23 protein-coding genes are annotated in these 19,455 nt (G+C 73.2%); 12 read left to right on the top strand and 11 right to left on the bottom strand.

Annotated elements, in window-relative coordinates; translation table 11 throughout:
* Nucleotides 1–177 precede the first annotated feature (177 nt).
* The 8 genes from ACFV46_RS29725 to ACFV46_RS29760 are packed head-to-tail and all read left to right on the top strand — an operon-like array spanning nucleotide 178 to nucleotide 3,735.
* Entirely contained in the window at nucleotides 178–501 is a 324-nt protein-coding gene (locus ACFV46_RS29725; protein WP_385500509.1) for a gas vesicle protein, read from the top strand.
* Between the two features lie 37 nt (nucleotides 502–538).
* Nucleotides 539–1,021 carry a gas vesicle protein GvpJ gene (gvpJ, locus tag ACFV46_RS29730; protein WP_376727814.1) on the top strand — a complete coding sequence of 161 codons (483 nt, stop codon included), beginning with the start codon at nucleotides 539–541 and terminating at the stop codon, nucleotides 1,019–1,021.
* Nucleotides 1,018–1,776, top strand: a complete 759-nt coding sequence (locus tag ACFV46_RS29735) for a GvpL/GvpF family gas vesicle protein (RefSeq protein WP_385500511.1) — start codon at nucleotides 1,018–1,020, stop codon at nucleotides 1,774–1,776. Before gvpJ ends, ACFV46_RS29735 begins: the two co-directional genes overlap by 4 nt.
* 4 nt (nucleotides 1,777–1,780) lie before the next feature.
* A complete protein-coding gene (locus ACFV46_RS29740; protein WP_376727815.1) occupies nucleotides 1,781–2,044 on the top strand; it encodes a gas vesicle protein GvpG in 264 nt (87 codons plus the stop codon).
* On the top strand, nucleotides 2,041–2,397 hold the full coding sequence (locus tag ACFV46_RS29745; protein ID WP_376727816.1) for a gas vesicle protein: 357 nt from the start codon (nucleotides 2,041–2,043) through the stop codon (nucleotides 2,395–2,397). The genes ACFV46_RS29740 and ACFV46_RS29745 overlap by 4 nt, the downstream gene beginning before the upstream one ends.
* Nucleotides 2,394–3,227, top strand: coding sequence for a GvpL/GvpF family gas vesicle protein (locus ACFV46_RS29750; protein WP_376727817.1), 834 nt, complete (start codon nucleotides 2,394–2,396; stop codon nucleotides 3,225–3,227). Before ACFV46_RS29745 ends, ACFV46_RS29750 begins: the two co-directional genes overlap by 4 nt.
* Nucleotides 3,224–3,445, top strand: coding sequence for a gas vesicle protein (locus tag ACFV46_RS29755; RefSeq protein ID WP_361935294.1), 222 nt, complete (start codon nucleotides 3,224–3,226; stop codon nucleotides 3,443–3,445). The genes ACFV46_RS29750 and ACFV46_RS29755 overlap by 4 nt, the downstream gene beginning before the upstream one ends.
* Entirely contained in the window at nucleotides 3,442–3,735 is a 294-nt protein-coding gene (locus ACFV46_RS29760; protein ID WP_361935292.1) for a gas vesicle protein K, read from the top strand. The genes ACFV46_RS29755 and ACFV46_RS29760 overlap by 4 nt, the downstream gene beginning before the upstream one ends.
* Before the next feature lie 100 nt (nucleotides 3,736–3,835).
* Here ACFV46_RS29760 and ACFV46_RS29765 read toward each other — a convergent pair whose 3' ends face one another.
* From ACFV46_RS29765 to ACFV46_RS29775, 3 genes are read right to left on the bottom strand one after another with little or no spacing between them, the layout of a single operon-like run.
* The gene (locus ACFV46_RS29765; RefSeq protein WP_361935289.1) at nucleotides 3,836–4,582 is read right to left on the bottom strand and encodes a succinate dehydrogenase/fumarate reductase iron-sulfur subunit; all 747 of its coding nucleotides are present in this window, start codon (nucleotides 4,580–4,582) and stop codon (nucleotides 3,836–3,838) included.
* On the bottom strand, nucleotides 4,579–6,534 hold the full coding sequence (locus ACFV46_RS29770) for a fumarate reductase/succinate dehydrogenase flavoprotein subunit (RefSeq protein WP_385500512.1): 1,956 nt from the start codon (nucleotides 6,532–6,534) through the stop codon (nucleotides 4,579–4,581). Before ACFV46_RS29770 ends, ACFV46_RS29765 begins: the two co-directional genes overlap by 4 nt.
* A 2-nt stretch (nucleotides 6,535–6,536) precedes the next feature.
* Complete coding sequence (locus ACFV46_RS29775; RefSeq protein WP_086867517.1) at nucleotides 6,537–7,244, bottom strand: succinate dehydrogenase; 708 nt, start codon at nucleotides 7,242–7,244, stop codon at nucleotides 6,537–6,539.
* 83 nt (nucleotides 7,245–7,327) lie between these two features.
* On the opposite strand from ACFV46_RS29775, the gene ACFV46_RS29780 reads away from it, so the two are divergent.
* The gene (locus ACFV46_RS29780) at nucleotides 7,328–8,215 is read left to right on the top strand and encodes a LysR substrate-binding domain-containing protein (protein WP_361935282.1); all 888 of its coding nucleotides are present in this window, start codon (nucleotides 7,328–7,330) and stop codon (nucleotides 8,213–8,215) included.
* A gap of 22 nt (nucleotides 8,216–8,237) precedes the next feature.
* On the opposite strand, the gene ACFV46_RS29785 is transcribed toward ACFV46_RS29780, so the two are convergent.
* The 7 genes from ACFV46_RS29785 to ACFV46_RS29815 form a co-directional block, all read right to left on the bottom strand.
* The gene (locus tag ACFV46_RS29785) at nucleotides 8,238–9,017 is read right to left on the bottom strand and encodes an oxidoreductase (protein WP_361935280.1); all 780 of its coding nucleotides are present in this window, start codon (nucleotides 9,015–9,017) and stop codon (nucleotides 8,238–8,240) included.
* 89 nt (nucleotides 9,018–9,106) lie between these two features.
* Nucleotides 9,107–9,985 (bottom strand): SDR family oxidoreductase, encoded by an 879-nt coding sequence (locus ACFV46_RS29790; protein WP_376727819.1) that lies wholly within the window; start codon nucleotides 9,983–9,985, stop codon nucleotides 9,107–9,109.
* Between the two features lie 29 nt (nucleotides 9,986–10,014).
* Nucleotides 10,015–11,022: an alcohol dehydrogenase catalytic domain-containing protein gene (locus tag ACFV46_RS29795; RefSeq protein ID WP_385500513.1), complete on the bottom strand. Its 1,008-nt coding sequence runs from the start codon at nucleotides 11,020–11,022 to the stop codon at nucleotides 10,015–10,017.
* Between the two features lie 139 nt (nucleotides 11,023–11,161).
* Nucleotides 11,162–12,064, bottom strand: coding sequence for a LysR substrate-binding domain-containing protein (locus tag ACFV46_RS29800; RefSeq protein ID WP_361935272.1), 903 nt, complete (start codon nucleotides 12,062–12,064; stop codon nucleotides 11,162–11,164).
* 112 nt (nucleotides 12,065–12,176) lie between these two features.
* Entirely contained in the window at nucleotides 12,177–14,351 is a 2,175-nt protein-coding gene (locus tag ACFV46_RS29805; RefSeq protein WP_361935269.1) for an EAL domain-containing protein, read from the bottom strand.
* Entirely contained in the window at nucleotides 14,309–15,121 is an 813-nt protein-coding gene (locus ACFV46_RS29810; RefSeq protein WP_361935266.1) for an SAM-dependent methyltransferase, read from the bottom strand. Before ACFV46_RS29810 ends, ACFV46_RS29805 begins: the two co-directional genes overlap by 43 nt.
* A gap of 303 nt (nucleotides 15,122–15,424) precedes the next feature.
* Entirely contained in the window at nucleotides 15,425–16,405 is a 981-nt protein-coding gene (locus ACFV46_RS29815; RefSeq protein ID WP_385500514.1) for an SCO0930 family lipoprotein, read from the bottom strand.
* A 241-nt stretch (nucleotides 16,406–16,646) separates the two neighbouring features.
* Here ACFV46_RS29815 and ACFV46_RS29820 point away from each other — a divergent pair, with 241 nt between their 5' ends.
* From ACFV46_RS29820 to ACFV46_RS29830, 3 genes are all read left to right on the top strand, one after another.
* Entirely contained in the window at nucleotides 16,647–17,246 is a 600-nt protein-coding gene (locus ACFV46_RS29820) for a hypothetical protein (RefSeq protein WP_385500515.1), read from the top strand.
* A 17-nt stretch (nucleotides 17,247–17,263) separates the two neighbouring features.
* Nucleotides 17,264–18,028, top strand: a complete 765-nt coding sequence (locus ACFV46_RS29825; protein ID WP_361936598.1) for a hypothetical protein — start codon at nucleotides 17,264–17,266, stop codon at nucleotides 18,026–18,028.
* A 225-nt stretch (nucleotides 18,029–18,253) separates the two neighbouring features.
* Nucleotides 18,254–18,763 carry a hypothetical protein gene (locus ACFV46_RS29830; protein WP_361936600.1) on the top strand — a complete coding sequence of 170 codons (510 nt, stop codon included), beginning with the start codon at nucleotides 18,254–18,256 and terminating at the stop codon, nucleotides 18,761–18,763.
* Between the two features lie 99 nt (nucleotides 18,764–18,862).
* Here the strand turns inward: ACFV46_RS29830 and ACFV46_RS29835 are convergent, their stop codons facing one another.
* Entirely contained in the window at nucleotides 18,863–19,351 is a 489-nt protein-coding gene (locus ACFV46_RS29835; protein ID WP_361936602.1) for a hypothetical protein, read from the bottom strand.
* Nucleotides 19,352–19,455 lie beyond the last annotated feature (104 nt).

Here is a 19,455-nt window from a genome sequence, read left to right on the forward strand (position 1 = left end):
GACGCCCGTGCGGTGTCGCGCGGTGCGCCGACCCTGTTCTCCCGATCGCGGCTGACCTGCGCGTGTCCGGCGCGGGGAGTGGGGGTGTGGGGTGGCTGAACGGCTCGCGCCGGGCGGGCGGGCCCGGACGGCCTAGCTGCGCACGCGCGTACCGGCCCTGTTGGCGAGAGTGGGTCCATGACCGAATCGGGAACCGGCGAGCGCCGCAAGGGTTCCGCCTCGTCCGCCCCGCGCCGGCGCACCGTGCGCGGGGCGGGAGGGGCGGCCCGCAGCGCCGCCGAGGCGCTGACGGAGCTGATCGGGCATCCCCTGGAAGGGGTGTCCGCCGTCTGCCGCGGCGAGGACGGCGGCTGGGTCGTCGACATCGACGTGCTCGAGCTGGCGCGCATCCCCGACACCACCAGTCTGCTCGCGACCTACCAGGTGGAGCTGGACCGGGCGGGCGAACTGCAGCAGTACCGGCGGATCGCACGGTACCGGCGCGGCGCCCAGGACCAGTGACCGCGCGCGCGACCGCCCCACGGGAAGGACCTCCCGCATGACCGTCCACAGCGACGAGATCGTCTGCGCGCCTCGCGCGGGCAACGTCTACGACGTACTGGAGCTGATCCTCGACCGCGGCATGGTGATCGACGTCTTCGTGCGGGTCTCGCTGGTCGGCATCGAGATCCTCAAGATCGACGCCCGCATCGTGGTCGCCAGCGTCGACACCTACCTGCGCTTCGCCGAGGCGTGCAACCGCCTCGACCTGGAGCGCGACCCGCGCTCCAAGACCGTGCCGGAGCTGTTCGGCGGGCCGGTCGCCAGGACCATCGGCAAGGCCGGCGCCAAGCGCACCGCCCGCTCCCTGACCGACAAGGTGCGGGACGTGCTCAGCCCGGAGGCCGAGATGCCCGAGGAGGAGGCGGCGGAGGCCGCGGCGGAGGCGGAGGCCGCCGAACCCGCCCGCCGGCCCGCCCGCAAGCGCCGCAGTGACGACGACCGCCCGCGGCCCCGGCGCCGCGCGGCCGAGGAGGAATGACCGTGACGGCCACCGCCGCCCCCACCACCGCCGGCACGCTGTACGTCTACGGCATCGCCCCCGAGGGAGCCCGTCCTCCGAGCACGCCCGGAGTGGACGGGGCACGGGTGCGGCTGCTGACCGGGTCCGGGCTGTGCGCGGCGGTCTCGGACGCGCCGGCGTCCCTGCGGGCCCGGCGCCGGGACCTGACGGCCCACCAGGCGGTGCTGACGGAGCTGGCCGCACAGGGACCGGTGCTGCCGATGCGGTTCGCCGTGCTGGGTTCCGGCCCGGAGGAACTGCTCGACCGGCTGCGCACGCACCGGGCCCATCTGACGGACCAGTTGGAGGCGGTACGGGGCTGCGTCGAGATGAACGTGAAGGGCACCGTCGTGCCCGGGCACTTCGCCGACCTCGTCCGCCGGGACGGCTCCCTGCGGGCGCTCGCCCGGCGCACCCGGCAGCGCCCCGGCTACGAGGCGAACGTGCGCCTCGGTGAGGCCCTGGCGAAGGGCGTCGCCCGGGAGGCGCGCGGCGCGGCACGGGACGTCCTCGCCCGGCTGGTCCCGCTCGCCGTGCGCACCGCGCGGGGTCCCGTCGACGACGAGCAGGTGCTGAGCACGTCGTTCCTGGTCCGCGCCGCCGACGAACAGCGCTTCCGCGAGGCCGTGACCGAGCAGGCCGGCGCCGTCGGCGACCGGCTGACGCTCAGCCTCACCGGCCCGCTGCCCTGCTACAGCTTCGTGGACCCGCCGACCGCGCCGGCCGGGCGGTGACCCGATGGGGCTCCTGACCGAGATCCTGCTGCTGCCCGTGGCCCCCGTGCGCGGCACGCTGTGGGTCGCCGAGCAGCTGCGCCGGGAGGCCGAACGCCAGGCGTGCGACCCGCGCTGGGTGCAGGCCCGGCTGGCGGCGCTGAACCGGGACCTGGACGACGGTCTCATCGACGAGGCGGCCTTCGAGGCGGAGGAGGAACGGCTCCTCGCACGCCTCGACCGTCCCGTCCGGCACGGCGGGCGACCGCCGCACGGAGGCGCCCGGTGACCGACCTCTCCACCTGGCCGTCCGGCCTGGACCCGCAGCCCGCCGGGCCGGCCGGCGGAAGCCTGGCGGATCTGCTGGAGCGCGTGCTGGACAAGGGCATCGTCATCGCCGGCGACATCAAGATCGACCTGCTCGACATCGAGCTGCTGACCATCCGGCTGCGTCTGTTCATCGCCTCGGTCGAGACGGCGAAGAAGGCGGGCATCGACTGGTGGGAGACCGACCCGGCGCTGTCCTCACGCGCCGCACGGGACGCGCTCACCGAGGAGAACGCCCGGCTGCGCGCCCGCCTGGAGGCCCTGGAGGAACGCGGCCCCGACACCGGCCCCCACGCGACGGAGGTGTCCCGATGAGCACGCTCCCGGCCGGCCGGGCGACCGCGCCCGACGTGGAGCCGGCGTCCCCCACCCTCCTCTGCGTCTTCGCGGTGGCGGACGCCCCCGCGCCCCCGGACGTGCTCGCGCGGACGCCGGGCCACGACGGCGGCGGCCCGCTGCGCACCCTGGCCGCGGGACCGCTCCATCTGGTCGTGCAGGAGGTCCCCGCCGCGGACTTCGGCGCGGAGGCGCTCGCGGAACGGCTGAACCGGCCCGACGTGCTGGAGCGCTGCGCCCGTGCCCACCACCGGGGTGTGGAGGCGGCGGCGGGCGCGGGCTCCGTCGTCCCACTGCCGATGGCGACGCTGTACCTCGACGACGGCAACGCGGTCCGGGCCGTGACCGCACGGCAGGCGTCCCTGCGGGCCCTGCTGGAGCGGCTGCGCGACCGCACGGAGTGGGCGGTGAAGGTGCACGGCCCGGCGGCCGGCGCCACGGACTCGGCCGCCGGCGAGGCAGCCGCCGACGGACGGTCGTACCTGCGCCGGGCCAGCGCCCGCCGGCGCACCGAACGGGAGACGCGCGAACAGGCGCTGGCCCGGGCCCACGCCGTCGACCGGGAGCTGCGGGCCCACGCCGTCGCCGCGACCCGGCACCGGCCGCAGAGCGAGCGGCTGACCGGCACGAGCGTGCCGCAACTGCTCAACGCCGCCTATCTGGTCGACGACGCCCGGCGCGAGGAGTTCCTGCGCGCCGTCGGCCGGCTGGCCCGCGAGACCGGGGCCACCGGTCTGGAGGTCACGGTGTCGGGCCCCTGGATCCCGTACTCCTTCGCCCGGCCGGACCCGGTGGAGGTGGTCGCATGAGTGTGCCGGTGCCGTGGGACGGCTCGGAGCCGTGCGCGCCCGTCGGCGTGCCCCTGGTCGATCTGCTGGACCGGGTGCTGGCGACCGGTGTCGTGGTCAGCGGCGACCTGGTGCTGGCCATCGCCGACGTGCCGTTGGTGCGGATCTCGCTGCACGCCCTGCTGGCGTCGGTGAGCGAGCGGGTGCCCGCGCCCTGGCCGGACAGCGGGCCGCTGTGACCGCGCCCCGCGCCCACGCCGTGGACCTGGACCCGGAGCGGGTCTCGAACGATCTGGCGGCGCTGGTCCTGACCGTGGTGGAGCTGCTGCGGCAGCTGATGGAGCGGCAGGCGGTGCGGCGCTTCGACGAGGGCACGCTCAGCGCCGAGCAGGAGGACAGGCTCGGCACCGCGCTGATGCTGCTGGACGAGCGCATGGACGAGCTGTGCGCGCAGCACGGGCTGCGGCGCGGCGACCTGAACCTGGACCTCGGCCCGCTGGGCCCGCTCCTCGCCGATCCGGGCCGGTGACCCGGAGAACACCAGACGGGACCGGGAGGAGCACCTCTCCCGGTCCCGCCCGTCCGCACCGCTCGGCGAACGTCTCGTAGGGGGCCGCGCCCCGAGGGTGTTACCTCTTGGCCTTCCGGGTGGCCCGCAGCCACTCCTTGTTCATGCTGGTGATGGACATCAGCGGGATGCCCTTCGGGCAGGCCGTGGCGCACTCGCCGGTGAGGGTGCAGCCGCCGAAGCCCTCCTCGTCCATCTGGGCCACCATGTCGAGGACGCGGGTCTCGCGCTCGGGGGCGCCCTGGGGCAGCACGTTCAGATGGTTGACCTTGGCGGAGGTGAACAGCATCGCCGCGCCGTTGGGGCAGGCCGCCACGCACGCCCCGCAGCCGATGCACTCGGCGTGCTCGAAGGCGAGGTCGGCGTCGGGCTTGGGCACGGGCGTGGCGTGCGCCTCGGGGGCGGCGCCGGTCGGCGCGGTGATGTAGCCGCCGGCCTGGATGATCCGGTCGAACGCCGACCGGTCGACGACGAGGTCCTTGATCACCGGGAAGGCGGACGCCCGCCACGGCTCGATGTCGATCGTGTCGCCGTCCTTGAAGGACCGCATGTGCAGCTGGCAGGTCGTGGTCCGCTCGGGCCCGTGGGCGTCGCCGTTGATGACGAGCGAGCAGGCGCCGCAGATGCCCTCGCGGCAGTCGTGGTCGAAGGCGACGGGGTCCTCGCCCTTGAGGATGAGCTCCTCGTTGAGGGTGTCGAGCATCTCCAGGAAGGACATGTCGGAGGAGATGCCGTCCACCTCGTACGTGGACATGGCGCCTTCGGCTTCGGCGTTCTTCTGCCGCCAGACGCGCAGGGTGAGCTTCATGCGTAGCTCCGCTGGGTGGGGTGGACGTACTCGAAGACCAGGTCTTCCTTGTGCAGGGTCGGAGCCTCGCCGGTGCCGGTGAACTCCCACGCGGCCGCGTAGGCGAACTCGTCGTCCTTGCGGGCGGCTTCGCCGTCCGGGGTCTGGGACTCCTCGCGGAAGTGGCCGCCGCAGGACTCGGTGCGGTGCAGCGCGTCGAGGCACATGAGCTCGGCGAGCTCCAGGTAGTCGACGACGCGGTTGGCCTTCTCCAGCGACTGGTTGAACTCCTCGCCGGTGCCGGGGACCTTGATGCGGCGCCAGAACTCCTCGCGGATCTGGGGGATGCGCTCCAGGGCCTTGCGCAGTCCGGCGTCGGTGCGGGCCATGCCGCAGAACTCCCACATCAGTTCGCCGAGTTCGCGGTGGAAGGAGTCCGGGGTGCGGTCGCCGTCCACCGCGAGCAGCAGGTTGAGCCGGTCCTCGGTCTCGGCCAGCACCTCCTGGACGGCGGGGTGGTCGTCGGTGACCTGCTCGTGGTGGGGGTTGCGGGCGAGGTAGTCGTTGATGGTGGCGGGCAGGACGAAGTAGCCGTCGGCGAGGCCCTGCATCAGGGCGGAGGCGCCGAGGCGGTTGGCGCCGTGGTCGGAGAAGTTGGCCTCGCCGATCGCGAACAGGCCGGGGATCGTGGTCTGGAGGTCGTAGTCGACCCACAGGCCGCCCATCGTGTAGTGCACGGCGGGGTAGATCCGCATGGGCACCTGGTACGGATCCTCGTCGGTGATCCGCTGGTACATGTCGAAGAGGTTGCCGTACTTGGCCTCGACGGCCTTGCGGCCCATGCGCTGGATCGCGTCGGCGAAGTCGAGGTAGACGCCCTGGCCGCCGGGGCCCACTCCCCTGCCCTCGTCGCAGACGTTCTTCGCGGCGCGGGAGGCGATGTCACGCGGGACCAGGTTGCCGAAGGACGGGTAGATGCGCTCCAGGTAGTAGTCGCGCTCGTCCTCGGGGATCTGGTGCGGCGGGCGGCTGTCGCCCTTGGCCTTGGGCACCCAGATGCGTCCGTCGTTGCGCAGCGACTCGCTCATCAGGGTCAGCTTGGACTGGTGGTCGCCGGTGCGCGGGATGCAGGTGGGGTGGATCTGGGTGAAGCAGGGGTTGGCGAAGTACGCGCCGCGCCGGTGCGCCCGCCAGATGGCGGTCGCGTTGGAGTTCATGGCGTTCGTCGACAGGTAGAAGACGTTGCCGTAGCCGCCGGAGGCGAGGACGACGGCGTCCGCGAAGTAGGTGCTGATCTTCCCGGTGATCAGGTCCCGGGCCACGATGCCGCGTGCCCGTCCGTCGACGACGATCAGGTCGAGCATCTCGGTACGGGGGTGCATCTCGACGTTGCCCGCGGCGATCTGCCGGCTCAGCGCCTGGTAGGCGCCCAGCAGGAGCTGCTGGCCCGTCTGGCCGCGGGCGTAGAAGGTGCGGGAGACCTGGACGCCGCCGAAGGAGCGGGTGTCGAGCAGGCCGCCGTACTCGCGGGCGAACGGCACGCCCTGCGCGACGCACTGGTCGATGATCTCGACGGAGATCTGCGCGAGCCGGTGCACGTTGGACTCGCGGGCGCGGAAGTCGCCGCCCTTGACGGTGTCGTAGAACAGGCGGTGGATGGAGTCGCCGTCGTTGCGGTAGTTCTTCGCGGCGTTGATGCCGCCCTGCGCGGCGATGGAGTGGGCGCGGCGCGGGGAGTCCTGGTAGCAGAACTGGACGACGTGGTAGCCCTGTTCGGCGAGCGTCGCACCGGCGGAGCCGCCCGCGAGGCCGGTGCCGACGACGATGACGGTGTGCTTGCGCCGGTTGGCGGGGTTGACCAGCTTGGCCTCGAAGCGGCGGGTGTCCCAGCGTTCGGCGACGGGGCCGGAGGGGGCCTTGGTGTCGGCGACGGGTTCGCCGGTCGTGTAGGCGGTGTAGTCGGGGTAGGTCATGTTCAGCTCACCACTCCGGTCATGACGCCCACGGGTACGGCGATGAAGCCGGCCGTGAGCAGCAGCGCGAGGACGTTGGCCGTGGCCTTCAGGGCGCGGTCGCGGGTGCGGCTGCCGGCGCCGAGGGTCTGGGCGGCGCTCCAGAAGCCGTGCCGGATGTGCAGGCCGACGGCGAGCATCGCCACGATGTAGATGACGTTGCCGTACCAGGTGGAGAAGGTGTCCACGACGTTCTGGTACGGGCGTCCCTCCTGGAATCCGCCCGCGTGCACGGTGCCGGTCGTCAGGTCCAGGAGGTGCCAGACGATGAAGAGGCCGAGGATGACCCCGCCCCAGCGCATGGTGCGCGTGGCGTAGGAGGCGCGCGGCTTCCTGTGGACGTACTTGCTGGGGCGGGCCTTGATGTCGCGGCGGCTGAGCTGGTAGGCCGAGACCGCGTGGGCGACGACGGCGACGACCAGGACGACGCGGATGATCCACAGCGTCCACTCGTAGTGCATGAACGGCTCGCCGACGGTGCGCAGCCAGTGCGCGTAGTGGTTGAAGTCGCCGGCGCCGAAGAAGATCTTCAGGTTGCCGATCATGTGGACGACCAGGTACAGCAGCATGATCAGTCCGCTGACCGCCATCACGGTCTTCTTGCCGACGGTCGAGTCCCACACCGTGCGCGCGAAGGACGGCCGTCGGTCCGTCCGCGTTGCCAGAGCCATGACTAGGACGCTAGGGCCGAACGGCCCGATCGGTCCAAGACATGGTGCGCCTCGTTTCGATAGCCGTCACCTATGATGGCGGTATGCAGTTCCAGCAGCTCCAGTACTTCGTGGCGGTCGCCGAGACCCGGCACTTCACCCGCGCCGCCGATCTGGTGCACGTGGCCCAGCCCTCGCTGTCGCAGCAGATCAAGGCCCTGGAGCGCGAGCTGGGCGCGGACCTGTTCCTGCGGGCCCGGGGCAACATCACGCTGACGGACGCCGGGGAGGCCCTGCTGCCGCTGGCCCGGCGCATCCTGGCCGACGCCGACACGGCCCGGCACGAGGTGCAGGAGCTGGTGCAGCTGCGCAGCGGCCGGGTCAGGCTCGGCGCCACCCCGAGCCTGTGCACGGGCCTGCTCCCGGACGTGCTGCGCGCCTTCCACGACCGCTACCCGGGCATCCGGCTGCTGATCGAGGAGGGCGGTTCGCACGACCTGGTGCGCGAGCTGGCGCGCGGCGCCCTCGACCTCGCCCTGGTCGTCCTGCCCCTGCCGACGCCCTCCCCCGCGCTGACGACGGTGGAGCTGCTGCGCGAGGACCTGGTCGTCGTGTCCTCGCCGGAGGCGCCCGCACCCGGCGGCCCCGGCCGGCGCACGGTGCGCATCGCCGACCTGGAGGGCGAGCGCCTCGTGATGTTCCGGCACGGCTACGACCTGCGGGAACTCACGGTGGCGGCGTGCCGCGCCGAGGGCTTCGAACCGGATTTCGCGGTCGAGGGCGGCGAGATGGACGCGGTGCTGGGGTTCGTCCGGGCGGGCCTGGGCCTGGCCGTCGTCCCGCGCATGGTGGCGGCGCGGTCGGGCCGGGGGCTGCGGGTGACCCCGCTGGCCCGGCCCGGGCTGCACCGGACGATCGCGCTGGCCCACCGCAGCGACGTGGCGCCGCCGCGGGCCGCGCGGGAGTTGCAGCGGATGCTGCTGGAGCGCTGAGCGTCCCCGGCCAGCCCGTCCCTCACCAGGTGGGGATGAAGCCCCCGTCGATGATCAGGTCGCTGCCGGTGATGTTGCGGGCGTGGTCGCCGGCGAGGAAGAGCACGAGGTCGGCGATCTCGGCGGGCCGGGAGAAGCGCCCGGTGACGGTGGCCTTGGACGCCTGGGCGACCACCTCCTCCGAGGTGATGCCCGCGGCGGCCGAGACCGTCCGCGCCACTCCCCCACCGCCCAGCCAGAGTTCCGTCTCGACCGGGCCGGGGCTGACGGTGTTGACACGGATGCCCTTCGGGCCGACCTCCTTCGACAGCGCCTTGGAGAACGCGACCAGGGCGGCCTTGCCCGCGCTGTAGTCGATGACCAGCGGGTCCGGGAGGGTGGCGTTGACGGAGCCGACCGTGATCACCGAGCCGTCACCGGCGTCCAGCATCACGGGCAGCGCGGCCCGGGTGACCCGTACGGCCGCGAGCAGGTTGAGGTCGATCGTGCGCGTCCACTCCTCGTCGGTGACCGACAGGAAGCCGTCGGTGCGGGCGGGTGCCGTGCCGACGTTGTTGACCAGCACGTCGACGCGTCCGCCCGCCGCGGCGACGAGCTCCTCGGCGGCCCGGGGCTCGGCGAGGTCGACCGGCACCCAGGTCACCGAGCCCTCCTTCACCAGCTCCTCCAGCCGGTCGGAGGGGGTGCGCGACCCCGCCACGACCTTCGCCCCGGCGTGCGCGAGAGCCTCCACGACCGCCAGTCCGATGCCCTTGCTCGCTCCGGTGACGACGGCGGTCCTGCCCTGCAGTTCCGTACTCATGCTGCCCCACTCCGATCGGACGTGAGTACCCCCTGCGCTCATGCTGCCCCCTGCGGGGCCGGCCCGCCCGACGGCCGTCGTACGCCGCGTCAGCCGCGGACGGACAGCAGGTCCGGCATGCCGATGCGCTGGTAGAACTCGGCACGGACGGCGTCGGCGACGTCGCTGACCCGCTCGGAGCCGTCGTCGGCCGGGTCGATGGTGGTCCTGAACGGCCGCTCGCCCTTCGGGGTGCCGACGACACGGACGATGGCGCGGGCGACGTCCCGGACGTCGGCGTCGTCCGGTGCCAGGGCCGCGAGGGCCCTGCCCACGTCGTCCATGAGGCCGCCGTACAGGGCGTCGTACGCCTCGGCGGTGGCGGTGTCCTCCGGGTGCATGGCGTGCGCGAAGTGGTTGGTGCCGGAGGTGAAGGAGCCGGGGACGACGAGGGCCGTGTCGATGCCGAAGCGGCTCAGTTCGACGGCGTAGCTCTTGGCCAGGTGGTCCATGGCGGCCTTGGCCCCGAAGTAGGGGCCGAGGTACGGCGGGGTGCCGCCGTAGGTGCTGGACGAGCCCACCCACACCAGCAGGCCGTCCCGCCGTTCCCGCATCCCCGGGAGCACGGCCCGGTTGACGCGCTGGGTGGACACGACGTTGGTGTCGTAGATCTCCGCGATCTGCTCCGGGGTGAAGGACTCGGCCGGGCCGAGCACCATGTGCCCGGCGTTGTGGACGACGACGTCGATCCGCCCCGCCTCGGCGACGGCCGCGTCCACGGACTCCTGGCTCGACACGTCGAGTTCGAGGGGGCGCAGGTCGACGCCGTGCCGTTCGGCGTAGGCGCGGGCGTCGGCGACGGCCGGGGCGTTGCGGCCGGTGGTCTGCCGGATGCCGGCGTGGACGGTGTGGCCGGCGTCGGCGAGGGCGCGGGCGGTCAGGGCGCCGAAGCCGCTGGAGGCACCGGTGACGAGGATGGTGGAGGGCATGGCTCGATCCTTGGGAAGTGGAGTGCTGGTCAGGCGAAGGTGATCACGCTGCGGCCGTGCGCCGAGCCGTCGGCCATCGCGTCGAGGACGCCGGGCGCCTGGTCGAGGGTGATCGGGGTGACCTCGGGGAGGATGCCGTGGGCCGCCGAGAAGGCGAGGGTGTCGCGCAGGTCGTGCGGGGAGCCGGACGGCGAGGCGACCACGTGCAGCCGGTTGAGGATCAGGGGCTGGGTCGGCAGGGTCAGCGGGTCGGGGCCGTAGCCGAGGAGCAGCAGGGTGCCGTCGGGCGCGAGGCCGCCGAGGGTGGCGGCGGCCGCCTCGGTGGAGGGGGCGGCGTTGAGGACGACGTCGGCGCCGCCCCACGTCTTCAGGGCCTCCGCCGGGTCGGACTCGCCGGTGGCGACGAACAGGTCGGCGCCCAGCGCCTTCGCCTGGTCCTCGCCGCGCCGGGAGCGGCCGATCACGGCGACGCTCGCGCCCATCGCGACGGCGTAGCGCACGGCGAGCGCGCCCACACCGCCGAGGCCGACGACCGCGACGCGGGAGCCCGCCGTCGCCCCGGCCTGCCGCAGCCCGTTGAAGGCGGTCAGGCCCGCGCACATCAGCGGGGCCGCGGCGACCGGGTCGAGGCCGTCCGGCAGCGGGGTCGCGAACCCGGCCTTGAGCAGGACATACTCGGCGTAGCCGCCGTCGGTCACCACCCCGGTGATCCGCTTGCACGGGCACAGGATCTGGTCGCCGCGCACGCAGTAGTCGCAGTGACCGCAGGAGTCGTACAGGAACTGGCCGCCGACGGCCGTGCCGACCTCGGGGAAGGTGACGCCCTCCCCGACGGCGGTGACCACGCCGGTGATCTCGTGCCCGGGGATCACCGGGTACCGGGCGAAGGGGTAGTGGCCGCGCAGCAGGCTCAGGTCGGAGAAGCAGACCCCGCAGGCGGTGACCTTGACGAGGACCTCGCCGGCGGCGGGCTGCGGGATGTCGTGGTCGTCGAGGGTGAGCGGCAGGTTGGCGCCGGTGGCTACGGCAGCACGCATGGCGGGCTCCAAGGGGGCTTGGGGGAAGGACGCCGGTGGGTTCGCCCCGGTCCCGGCCCTTCCGAGTCTTGGGCCCCGTCACCCTCCCGTCCAATGCCGGTCCCGGTGCCATTGATGCCCAGCCGGCATCACCCCAGGTCTACGCGCCGTCCCGGCCGGCGACGGCGGCGCGGGCCGTCTCGACGAAGCCGGTCACGGCCGGCGAGGGACGCCGGGCGTGCCAGGCCAGGGAGACCTGTCCGGGCGGTACGCCGGTGACGGGCACGTAGGCGATGTCGGACCGGGGGAACGCGGCCGCGGCGGACCCGGGGACGAAGGCGATCCCGCGCCCGCCCCGGACGTAGCCCAGCAGCTCCTCCATGTCGTGGAAGGCCGGGCCGTGGTCCGGGCGGGTGCCGTCGGGCCGGGGGTCGGCGTTCCAGACGGCCGACCACGCCTCGCTCGCCTCGGCGTACTCCAGAACGGGCTCCCCGGTGAGGTCCGCGAGGGCGACCTCGCCGTCGCGTGCCCGTGGGTGGCCGGCGGGCAGGACCGCGCTCAGGCGCTCGGTGTAGAGCGGGAGGAGGTCCACGCCGTCGGTCTCCAGCGGCGGCCGGACGAACCCCACGTCGACGCTCCCGTCCAGCAGGGCCCGCGCCTGGCTCCACCAGCGCAGACGCACCAGTTCGACGGAGACGTGGGGGAAGCGCGCGGAGAACGCGTTGAGGGCCGGGCCGACGTCCGTGCCGAGCATGAAGCCGACGACCAGCGCGTCCTCGCCGGCGCCGATGCGGCGGGCGCGCTCCTGGGCGGCCTCGGAGGCGGCGAGGAGGGCCTTGGCGTCGCGCAGGAACTGCTCACCGGCCGGGGTCAGCGCGACCTCGCGGGTGCTGCGGGTGAACAGCTCGACACGCAGCTCGTGTTCCAGCTGGCGCACCTGGCGGGACAGGGCGGGCTGGGTGACGTGCAGGGCGACGGCCGCCTGCCCGAAGTGCCGGCGCTCGGCGACCGCCACGAAGTAGCGCACCTTGCGCAGGTCCAGATCGATCGGCCTGTCGCGCATGGCCGGACCCGCCTTCCCGGCGGCCTGTACGGACGCGGCGCCGCCGTCTTCCTCGTCACGCTATCCGACCGCGCGGGGCCGGGCCGCCGGGCACCCCACGGCCCGGCGCCGCTCACCCCGTCGCGTCGACCAGCGCCAGTTCGTGCAGCCGGTCCGGCGGGCCCGGGCGGGCGTAGTACCAGCCCTGCGCGGTGTCACAGCCCAGTATCCGCAGCTGCTCGGCCTGGGCGCCGGTCTCCACGCCCTCCACGGTCACCGCCAGGTCCAGGCTGTGCGCCAGGGAGACGATCCCCTCGACGATCTTGAGGTCGACGGGGTCGGCGGGGAACCGCTGCATGCTCTGGGTGAACGACCGGTCCAGCTTGAGGACGCTCACCGGCAGCCGGCGCAGATTGGCGAGGTTGGAGTAGCCGGTGCCGAAGTCGTCCAGGGCGATGTCGACGCCCATCTCGGCCAGCCGGCGCAGCGGCTTGAGCAGGGCGTCGTCGGCGCCGATGAGGGCCGACTCGGTCACCTCCAGGCAGAGCGCGTCGGGTTGCACGCCCGCGCGTTCCAGGATGTCGACGGTGTCCTGGACCAGCCCGGGGTGGGTGAGCTGGCAGGGCGAGAGGTTGACGTTGATGCGGAGCGGGCCGCCGTCGTCGTACCGCTCCCGCCAGGCGCGCGCTTGACGGACCGACTGCTCCAGCACCCACCGCCCGAGCGGCACGATGAGGCCCGTGTGCTCGGCGAGCGGGATGAACCGGTCCGGGCCGAGGATGCCGTGCTGCGGGTGCAGCCAGCGCACCAGGGCCTCCGCGCCGCGCACACTGCCGTCGCCGAGGTGGACCAGCGGCTGGTACTCGATGAAGAACTCGCCCCGGTCCAGGGCGGTCGGCAGTGCCGTGGTCAGGCCGTGCCGGGTGATGGCGCGGGCGTCGGCCTCCGGGTCGGCCAGCTCGAAGCGGTTGCCGCCCGCCGACTTGGCCCGGTACATGGTGATGTCGGCGCTGCGCAGCACCTCCGCCGCGCTGCGCTCCCCGGCCGGCCCCTCCACGACGCCGATGCTGCCGCGCACGGTCAGCTCCCGGCCGTCGACGCTGATCGGCGCGAGCAGCGCGTTCATGATGCGGGAGGCGAGCTCGTCGACCTCTCGCTCGGTGTCGGGGCCGGTGGTGAGGGCCACGAACTCGTCGCCGCCGAGCCGGGCGACCATCTCGCCGGGCCGGGTGGCGCAGGACTGGAGCCGGTCGGCGACCTCGACGAGCAGCCGGTCGCCGGCCGCGTGGCCGAGGCTGTCGTTGACGGTCTTGAAGCCGTCCAGGTCGAGGTAGCACAGGCCGAAGCGCTGCCCCTCGCCGGCGGCCAGCGCCTTCTCCAGCCGCTCGAAGAAGAAGGTGCGGTTGGGCAGGCCGGTCAGCGCGTCGTGGGTGGCCTCGTAGCGCAGCCGCAGATTGAGCAGCCGGCGCTCGGTGGTGTCCTCCATCAGGGCCAGCTGGTACTGCGGGGCCCCGTCGGCGTCCCGCAGCAGGGACACCGTGAGGTTGGTCCACAGGACGGTCCCGTCGGGGCGGTAGAACGCCTTCTCGAGGTGGTAGTGCTCGCGCTCGCCGCGGACCAGCTCCTCGTAGAGCTTCCAGGTCTGGGGGGCGTCCTCGGGGTGGGTCCAGTCCAGGACGTTGCGGGTCTGCATGGTCTGCCCGGAGACGCCGAACATCCGCAGCAGGGCGCCGTTCACCTGGAGGATGTTGCCGTCCAGGTCGGCGATGCCGATGCCTATGGCCGCGCCCTCGAAGACCGCGCGGAACCGTGCCTCGGTGGCGTGCAGGGCCTGGGCGACCACGCCCTGGGCCGTGAGCGCGGCCGCGGAGATCGCCTCCTGCTCGGCGAGGGTGCGGGCGCGCAGCGCCTGGGCGTACCCGGCGGCCATGGCGTGCTGGAGCCGTGCCGAGCGGGCCCGCAGGTCCTCCTGGTCGCCGTCGCCGCCGCAGTAGAGCACCAGGTAGGCGTCGACGCAGTCCAGTGAGCGGCTGAGCGCCTCCGGGTCGGTGCAGTGGACGCCGACCAGGGCCGCGCCGACCGCCTTGCCCTCGTCGGCGTCGAACGCCCGTGCCTTGAGGGCGTCGCTCAACCGCCGGGCGAGCGGCAGCAGTTGCGCCTCGAACTCCGGCCGGGTCGACGACGTCGCGGTCACCGGGAAGACGGCCCGGCTCCAGATCGTCGCGAACCGGCGCAGTCTGTCCTCCGGCTCGTCGAGACCCCCGCTCACGCCGTACGCCCCACGCCGGCGAACCCGGAGAAGGCCCATCGGTCGTCGTCCTCCGGTGCGGTGTCCGGGCGCCAGAGCGGCATCGGCACCAGTCCGGGTTCCACCATGTCGTACCCCTCGAAGAACCGCGCGATCCCTTCGCGCGAACGCATGATCAGCGGGTTGCGGATGTCCTCGTACACGTCCACCGCGCCCTTGGCCCTCTCCTCGGACAGCGGGATGCCCTCGTACGAGGCGTGCGTGAGCACCAGCATGCTGCCGGGCGGGAGCGCGTCGCGCAGTTCGGCCACCGCTCCGTACGGGTCGTCCTCGTCCTCCACGAAGTGCAGTATGGCAACGAGGAGCACGGCGACCGGCCGGTTCAGGTCGATGAGGCGCTCGACCTCGGAACTGGTCAGGATCTCCTGGGGCTTGCGCAGGTCCGCGGCGACGACGCCCGTGCCCTCGTCACCGGCGAGGACGGCCTCGCTGTGGGCGACGGCCACCGGGTCGTGGTCGACGTACACCACACGGGCCCGGGGGTCGGCCGCGCGGGCCACCTCGTGGACGCTGCCGAACGTCGGGATGCCGGAGCCGATGTCGAGGAACTGGGTGACGCCCTCACCGGCGGCGAAGCGCACCGCGCGCCGCATGAACGCCCGGTTGGCCTGCATGATCTTGGGCAGGCCCGGCATGAACTCCATGGCCTTGCGGGCCGCTTCCCGGTCGACCTCGAAGTTGTACGAACCGCCCAGGTAGTAGTCGTAGATGCGCGAGACGCTGGGGACCGAGATGTCGATGTTCCGTGGGGCCCAGGCGGGACGCTCCATCTGACTCTCCAACGCGTAGGCGATCCGGTGTTCGAGCTGAGGCTACTGATCGCCCGCCAATGGAGCGAGCGGAAACGGAAATTGACCATCCGTTCCCGGTCACTGCCGGTGGCACGTGCCGCGCCGGAACCCCCGCACTTCCCGGGAAAACCGCCGAAGCATTCCACAGGGCCGCGAAGCGGAGGAATCCGGGAGAACGCGCAAAGGCCCGTGACAGCACACGGGTCCGCCCCCTGAGCGGTGGGTTCAGGGGGCGGACCGGGGCCGTGCGCGTGGATCGACCCTGGGGAGGTCTGATCCTCACTACTCCGACGCGCCGACCGGCTTGCCGTCGGGGCGGATGGCGAACCAGGTGCCGCCCACGCCCTGACCGTTGGTGTCACCGGGCTTCTTGTCCCCGGCGAAGGTGTAGATCGGCACGCAGTCGATGGTCTGCTGCCTGATCCCGTCGGGCCGGTCGAAGACCACGTAGCCCTGGCCGCGGGGGCCGGATCCCTTGAGGTCGATGCCCTTGGTGTCCTTGGCGTCCACGGGCTTGATGACCGGCCACTTCTTCAGGCACTCGCCGGTGCAGGCCGTCTTCATCGGCCAGGGCGAGTCCTTCATGAAGCGGTACACCGTGTGCCCGTTGCCGTCGATGACGATCTCGCCGAGCTTGGGGTCCTTGCGGGTGGACAGGCCCGGCAGGTCGCTGGTCTGCGCGCCGGCACCGCCCTGCGCCTTCTTGCCGTCGGGGGCGAGCGCGTACCAGGTGCCGCCGACTCCCTGGCCGTTGACGTCACCGGCGTTGATGTCCTTGGCGAAGCGGTACGCCGGCCAGCCCGCGACGGTGAGCTGCTTGGTGCCGTCGGACCGGGCGACCGAGCCGAGCAGGGCCTTGTCGATGCCGGCGCCGGCCTCGGCGTCGTCGGCGGGGACCGGCGGCCACTTCTTGGCGCACTCGCCGTCGCAGTTGGACTTGGCCGGCTCGGCGGTGTCCTTGTCGAAGCGGTAGAGCGTCAGACCGCCGCTGTCGGTCAGCACCTTGCCGAGCTCCGCGTTGGTGGAGACGGACAGCTCACCGGCGGTGGACGTCTGCGCGCCGATGCCCTCCTCGCCCGGCGCGCCGGCGTCGGCACCGCCCAGACCGGTGCCCGCGGATCCGTAGCCGCCGCCCGTGGCTGCCGTGGCTCCCACGTTCTGGCTGCTCGCCGGCGGGGTCGTCTCCTGCCCGCATGCCGTCGTCAGCGCCAGCAGCGCCACGGCGCTCACCGCGAGCGAGGCGCTCCGCCACGAGGTCTTCATCGTCAACTCCCCAGAATCACACGGGTGTCGCAGCGCCCTGCTGCGCCGCCGCACGACGAGGAGTACGCAGGGAGACCCCCTGCGTGTTCAACGGGCGGCCGAAATTCTTTCGGGAACCTGTGAGACCCCTCTCGTCCCACCCGTACGTCTGGTCACACGCGTGCCGCGGCCCGTCCCCCGTTCGGGGCAATCCACCCGATCCTCGGCGTGTGGCGATCGGCAGGGAATCAAGATCTTCGTCGTGCACGGACCCGAACCCACACAATCCACCCTCACTGCACGGCTGTTGGCCGTGGCGGTGCTGACCTGGCTGCTGGTGACGGCACCGGCCGGGGCCGCGGTGGCCGACGCCTGCGCCTACGCGGACACGGGACCCGGCGGGGTCCAGGCCGTGGCGGTCGCCGGGAGCCTCACCTGGCCCACCCCGCCGCACTGTCCCCCGCCGACCCCGACGCCCACCCCGACGCCGACACCGACACCCGAACCGCCGCCACCGCCCCCGCCCCCGCCGACCCCCACGCCGAAGCCCACGCCCACGCCGAAGCCCACGCCCGAACCAGAGCCCAAGCCCCCGGCACCCCGGCCCACACCGCCCCCGCCCCCGCCGGCCCCCGCGCCGCCGCCGGCGCCCAAGGCCGCCCCGGTCCCGGCACCCCCGCCGAAGCCCCGGCCGAAACCGCCGCCGCCCGCGCCCGAACCCAGGCCGACCCGCGTCCACTACCCGCCGCACCGCGCCACCCCGCAGCGGCAGGCGGCGCACAGCGCCCCGTCACCCCTGACCTTCGTCCTGCTGATCGCGGCCCCCGCCATCGCCGCGGTCGCCGCCCTGCGCCCCCGCTGACCCCCTGGAGGATCCCCTTGCCGGAATGGCTTGTTCTCACCCTCGCGATGCTGGCCGCCTGCGGTGTGGTGGTGATCATCACCCTTGTGCGGCACAGGACCGCCCCCGAGGACGAGGACCCCTCCGAGACCCCGGACGTCATCGAGTACATGACGATGTGGATCGGCGTGGTGTACGCCATCGTCCTGGGCCTGGCCATCGCGGGCGTCTGGGAGGGCCGCAGCGCCGCCCAGGACCACGTCCAGGCGGAGGCCGTGGCGCTGCACGAGATCACCGAGCGCGTCCGCGTCTATCCGCCCGAGGTCCGCGACCGCATTCGGGAGGATGTCAACGCCTATGTCGGACACGTCGTCACCACCGAGTGGAAGGCCATGGCGGACGACGGCGAACTCACCGACCGCGGCACCGCGCTGTTCCAGCGCCTGCGGGAGGACGTCACCGACTACGAGCCGAGGACGGACTTCGAGGCCCAGGCGTACCAGCCGCTCGTCGACCAGGTGACCGCGGCCGACCAGGCGCGCATCGCCCGCGGCGACTCCACCGGCGCCACCATGCCGGGCGTGGTGTGGTTCGGGCTGCTGGCCGGGGCGGTGATCACCATCGGCATGGTGTTCGCCCTGCAGATCCGGCGCACTCCCCGTGAGCTGGTCCTCGCCGGGCTGTTCTCCGCGCTGATCGCGTTCCTGCTCTTCCTGATCTGGGACTTCGACTCTCCCTACAACCACGGGGCAGCCGACGCGGCGCAGCCGTTCCTCGACCTGTTCCCGAGCGCCAAGCACTGACGCGCCCTCACCCCGCCGCCGCGCCGGGGGACGCACGCCGCCACGCGGGCCGCGTCGCCCGGCCGCAGCAACGCGTTCCCCTGGGCGGCCCACACGGTTGCCCCATTCGTACGACAGCGATCGCGCAGGTGTGCGCCCGTTCCTAGCGTTCCGGACATCGAGGTGCGTGTCCGGCGCAGGCGGAAGAAGGTCCGCCGCCGCTCCTCGGGGACCGGGAGGAACAGCATGCGAGCGATACGTGTCGCGTCGGCCGCGCTACTGGGCTTCGGCGCCCTCGCCGCGGCCGCGCCGGCCGCCCACGCGAGCGGCGACGACTCGGGATTCTGGGCCAGGGTGGTGCCCGGCACGGTGGAGCCCGGCGGACAGGTGAGGCTGCACGCCAACGGCTGCGAGCAGAGCGTGACCGTCTCGTCCGGGGTCTTCGACACGGTCGTGATCCCCCGGTGGCGGACCACGGCACGGGTCACCGTCGACCGGGACGCGAAGCGGGGCGCGGTGTACGAGGTGTCGTTCTACTGCGGCACGTTCTGGCAGAGCGCCGACCTCCGGATCGCCGGGGGCCGGCCCGAGCCGTGGCACCGGCCCGTGACGGACAAGGGCGTCAAGGCCGGCGCGGGCGGGACGTTCGCCGGATTCGACCTCGAGGAGATCGGGCTGGGCGCCGCCCTCGTCACCGGCGCGATCGGCACCGCGTACCACCTCTCCCGGCGGCGCACCGACGAGAGCGACGCCTGACGCAGCCCTCCCCCGCACGGACCTTCGCCCCGGCCCCCACGAAAGGGGGCCGGGGCGAAGGTCCGTGGACGTGCGTGCGGCGGTCGAAGGGGCGGCCGGTCAGATCGTCCTCTCCGCCCGGCGGCGCATCCAGAACACGCCGCCGCCCGCGAGCGCCGCGGCGATCAGGCCGCCGCCGATGGCCATGTCGGTCGGCGTCGCCCCCGTCGACGAGCTGCCGCCGAGGCCGCCGCGGACACCGCCGACGACGGTGAAGGCGGCGGGGTTCGTCAGGGTCCGCCCGCCGCAGTTGACGGTGATGCTGTGCGCGCCCGGACGGGCCTTGTGGTCGACGGTCGCGGTGCCCCGGGCGGTGCTGCCACCGGTCGGCGACAGCGTCGTGGGCCGGAACGCGTCCGAGGTCGCGGTGCCGCCCGAGTGGCAGCCGTCGACGGTGATGGTGAGCTGCCCGCCGCGGGCGATGACGCTGGGCAGCGCCACGATGTTGCTGGGGCCGGGCATGCCGTCCCGCGCGACGGCCGCCGGGGCGGCGACGCCGAGAGCGGCAACCGCGGTGGCAGCGGCCGCCAGGGTACGTGTGGTACGCATGTGATCCTCCGCGGAAGACGCCCCGGGTCCCGTCCCCGGTCCGATCGGCGAGAAAGCGCCTCCCAGAAAGACCCTCAGATGCCGTGCCCGGGGCCGCATTTCGG

The sequence above is a fragment of the Streptomyces sp. NPDC059852 genome (assembly GCF_042731455.1).
In the GTDB taxonomy this organism is placed as follows: domain Bacteria; phylum Actinomycetota; class Actinomycetes; order Streptomycetales; family Streptomycetaceae; genus Streptomyces.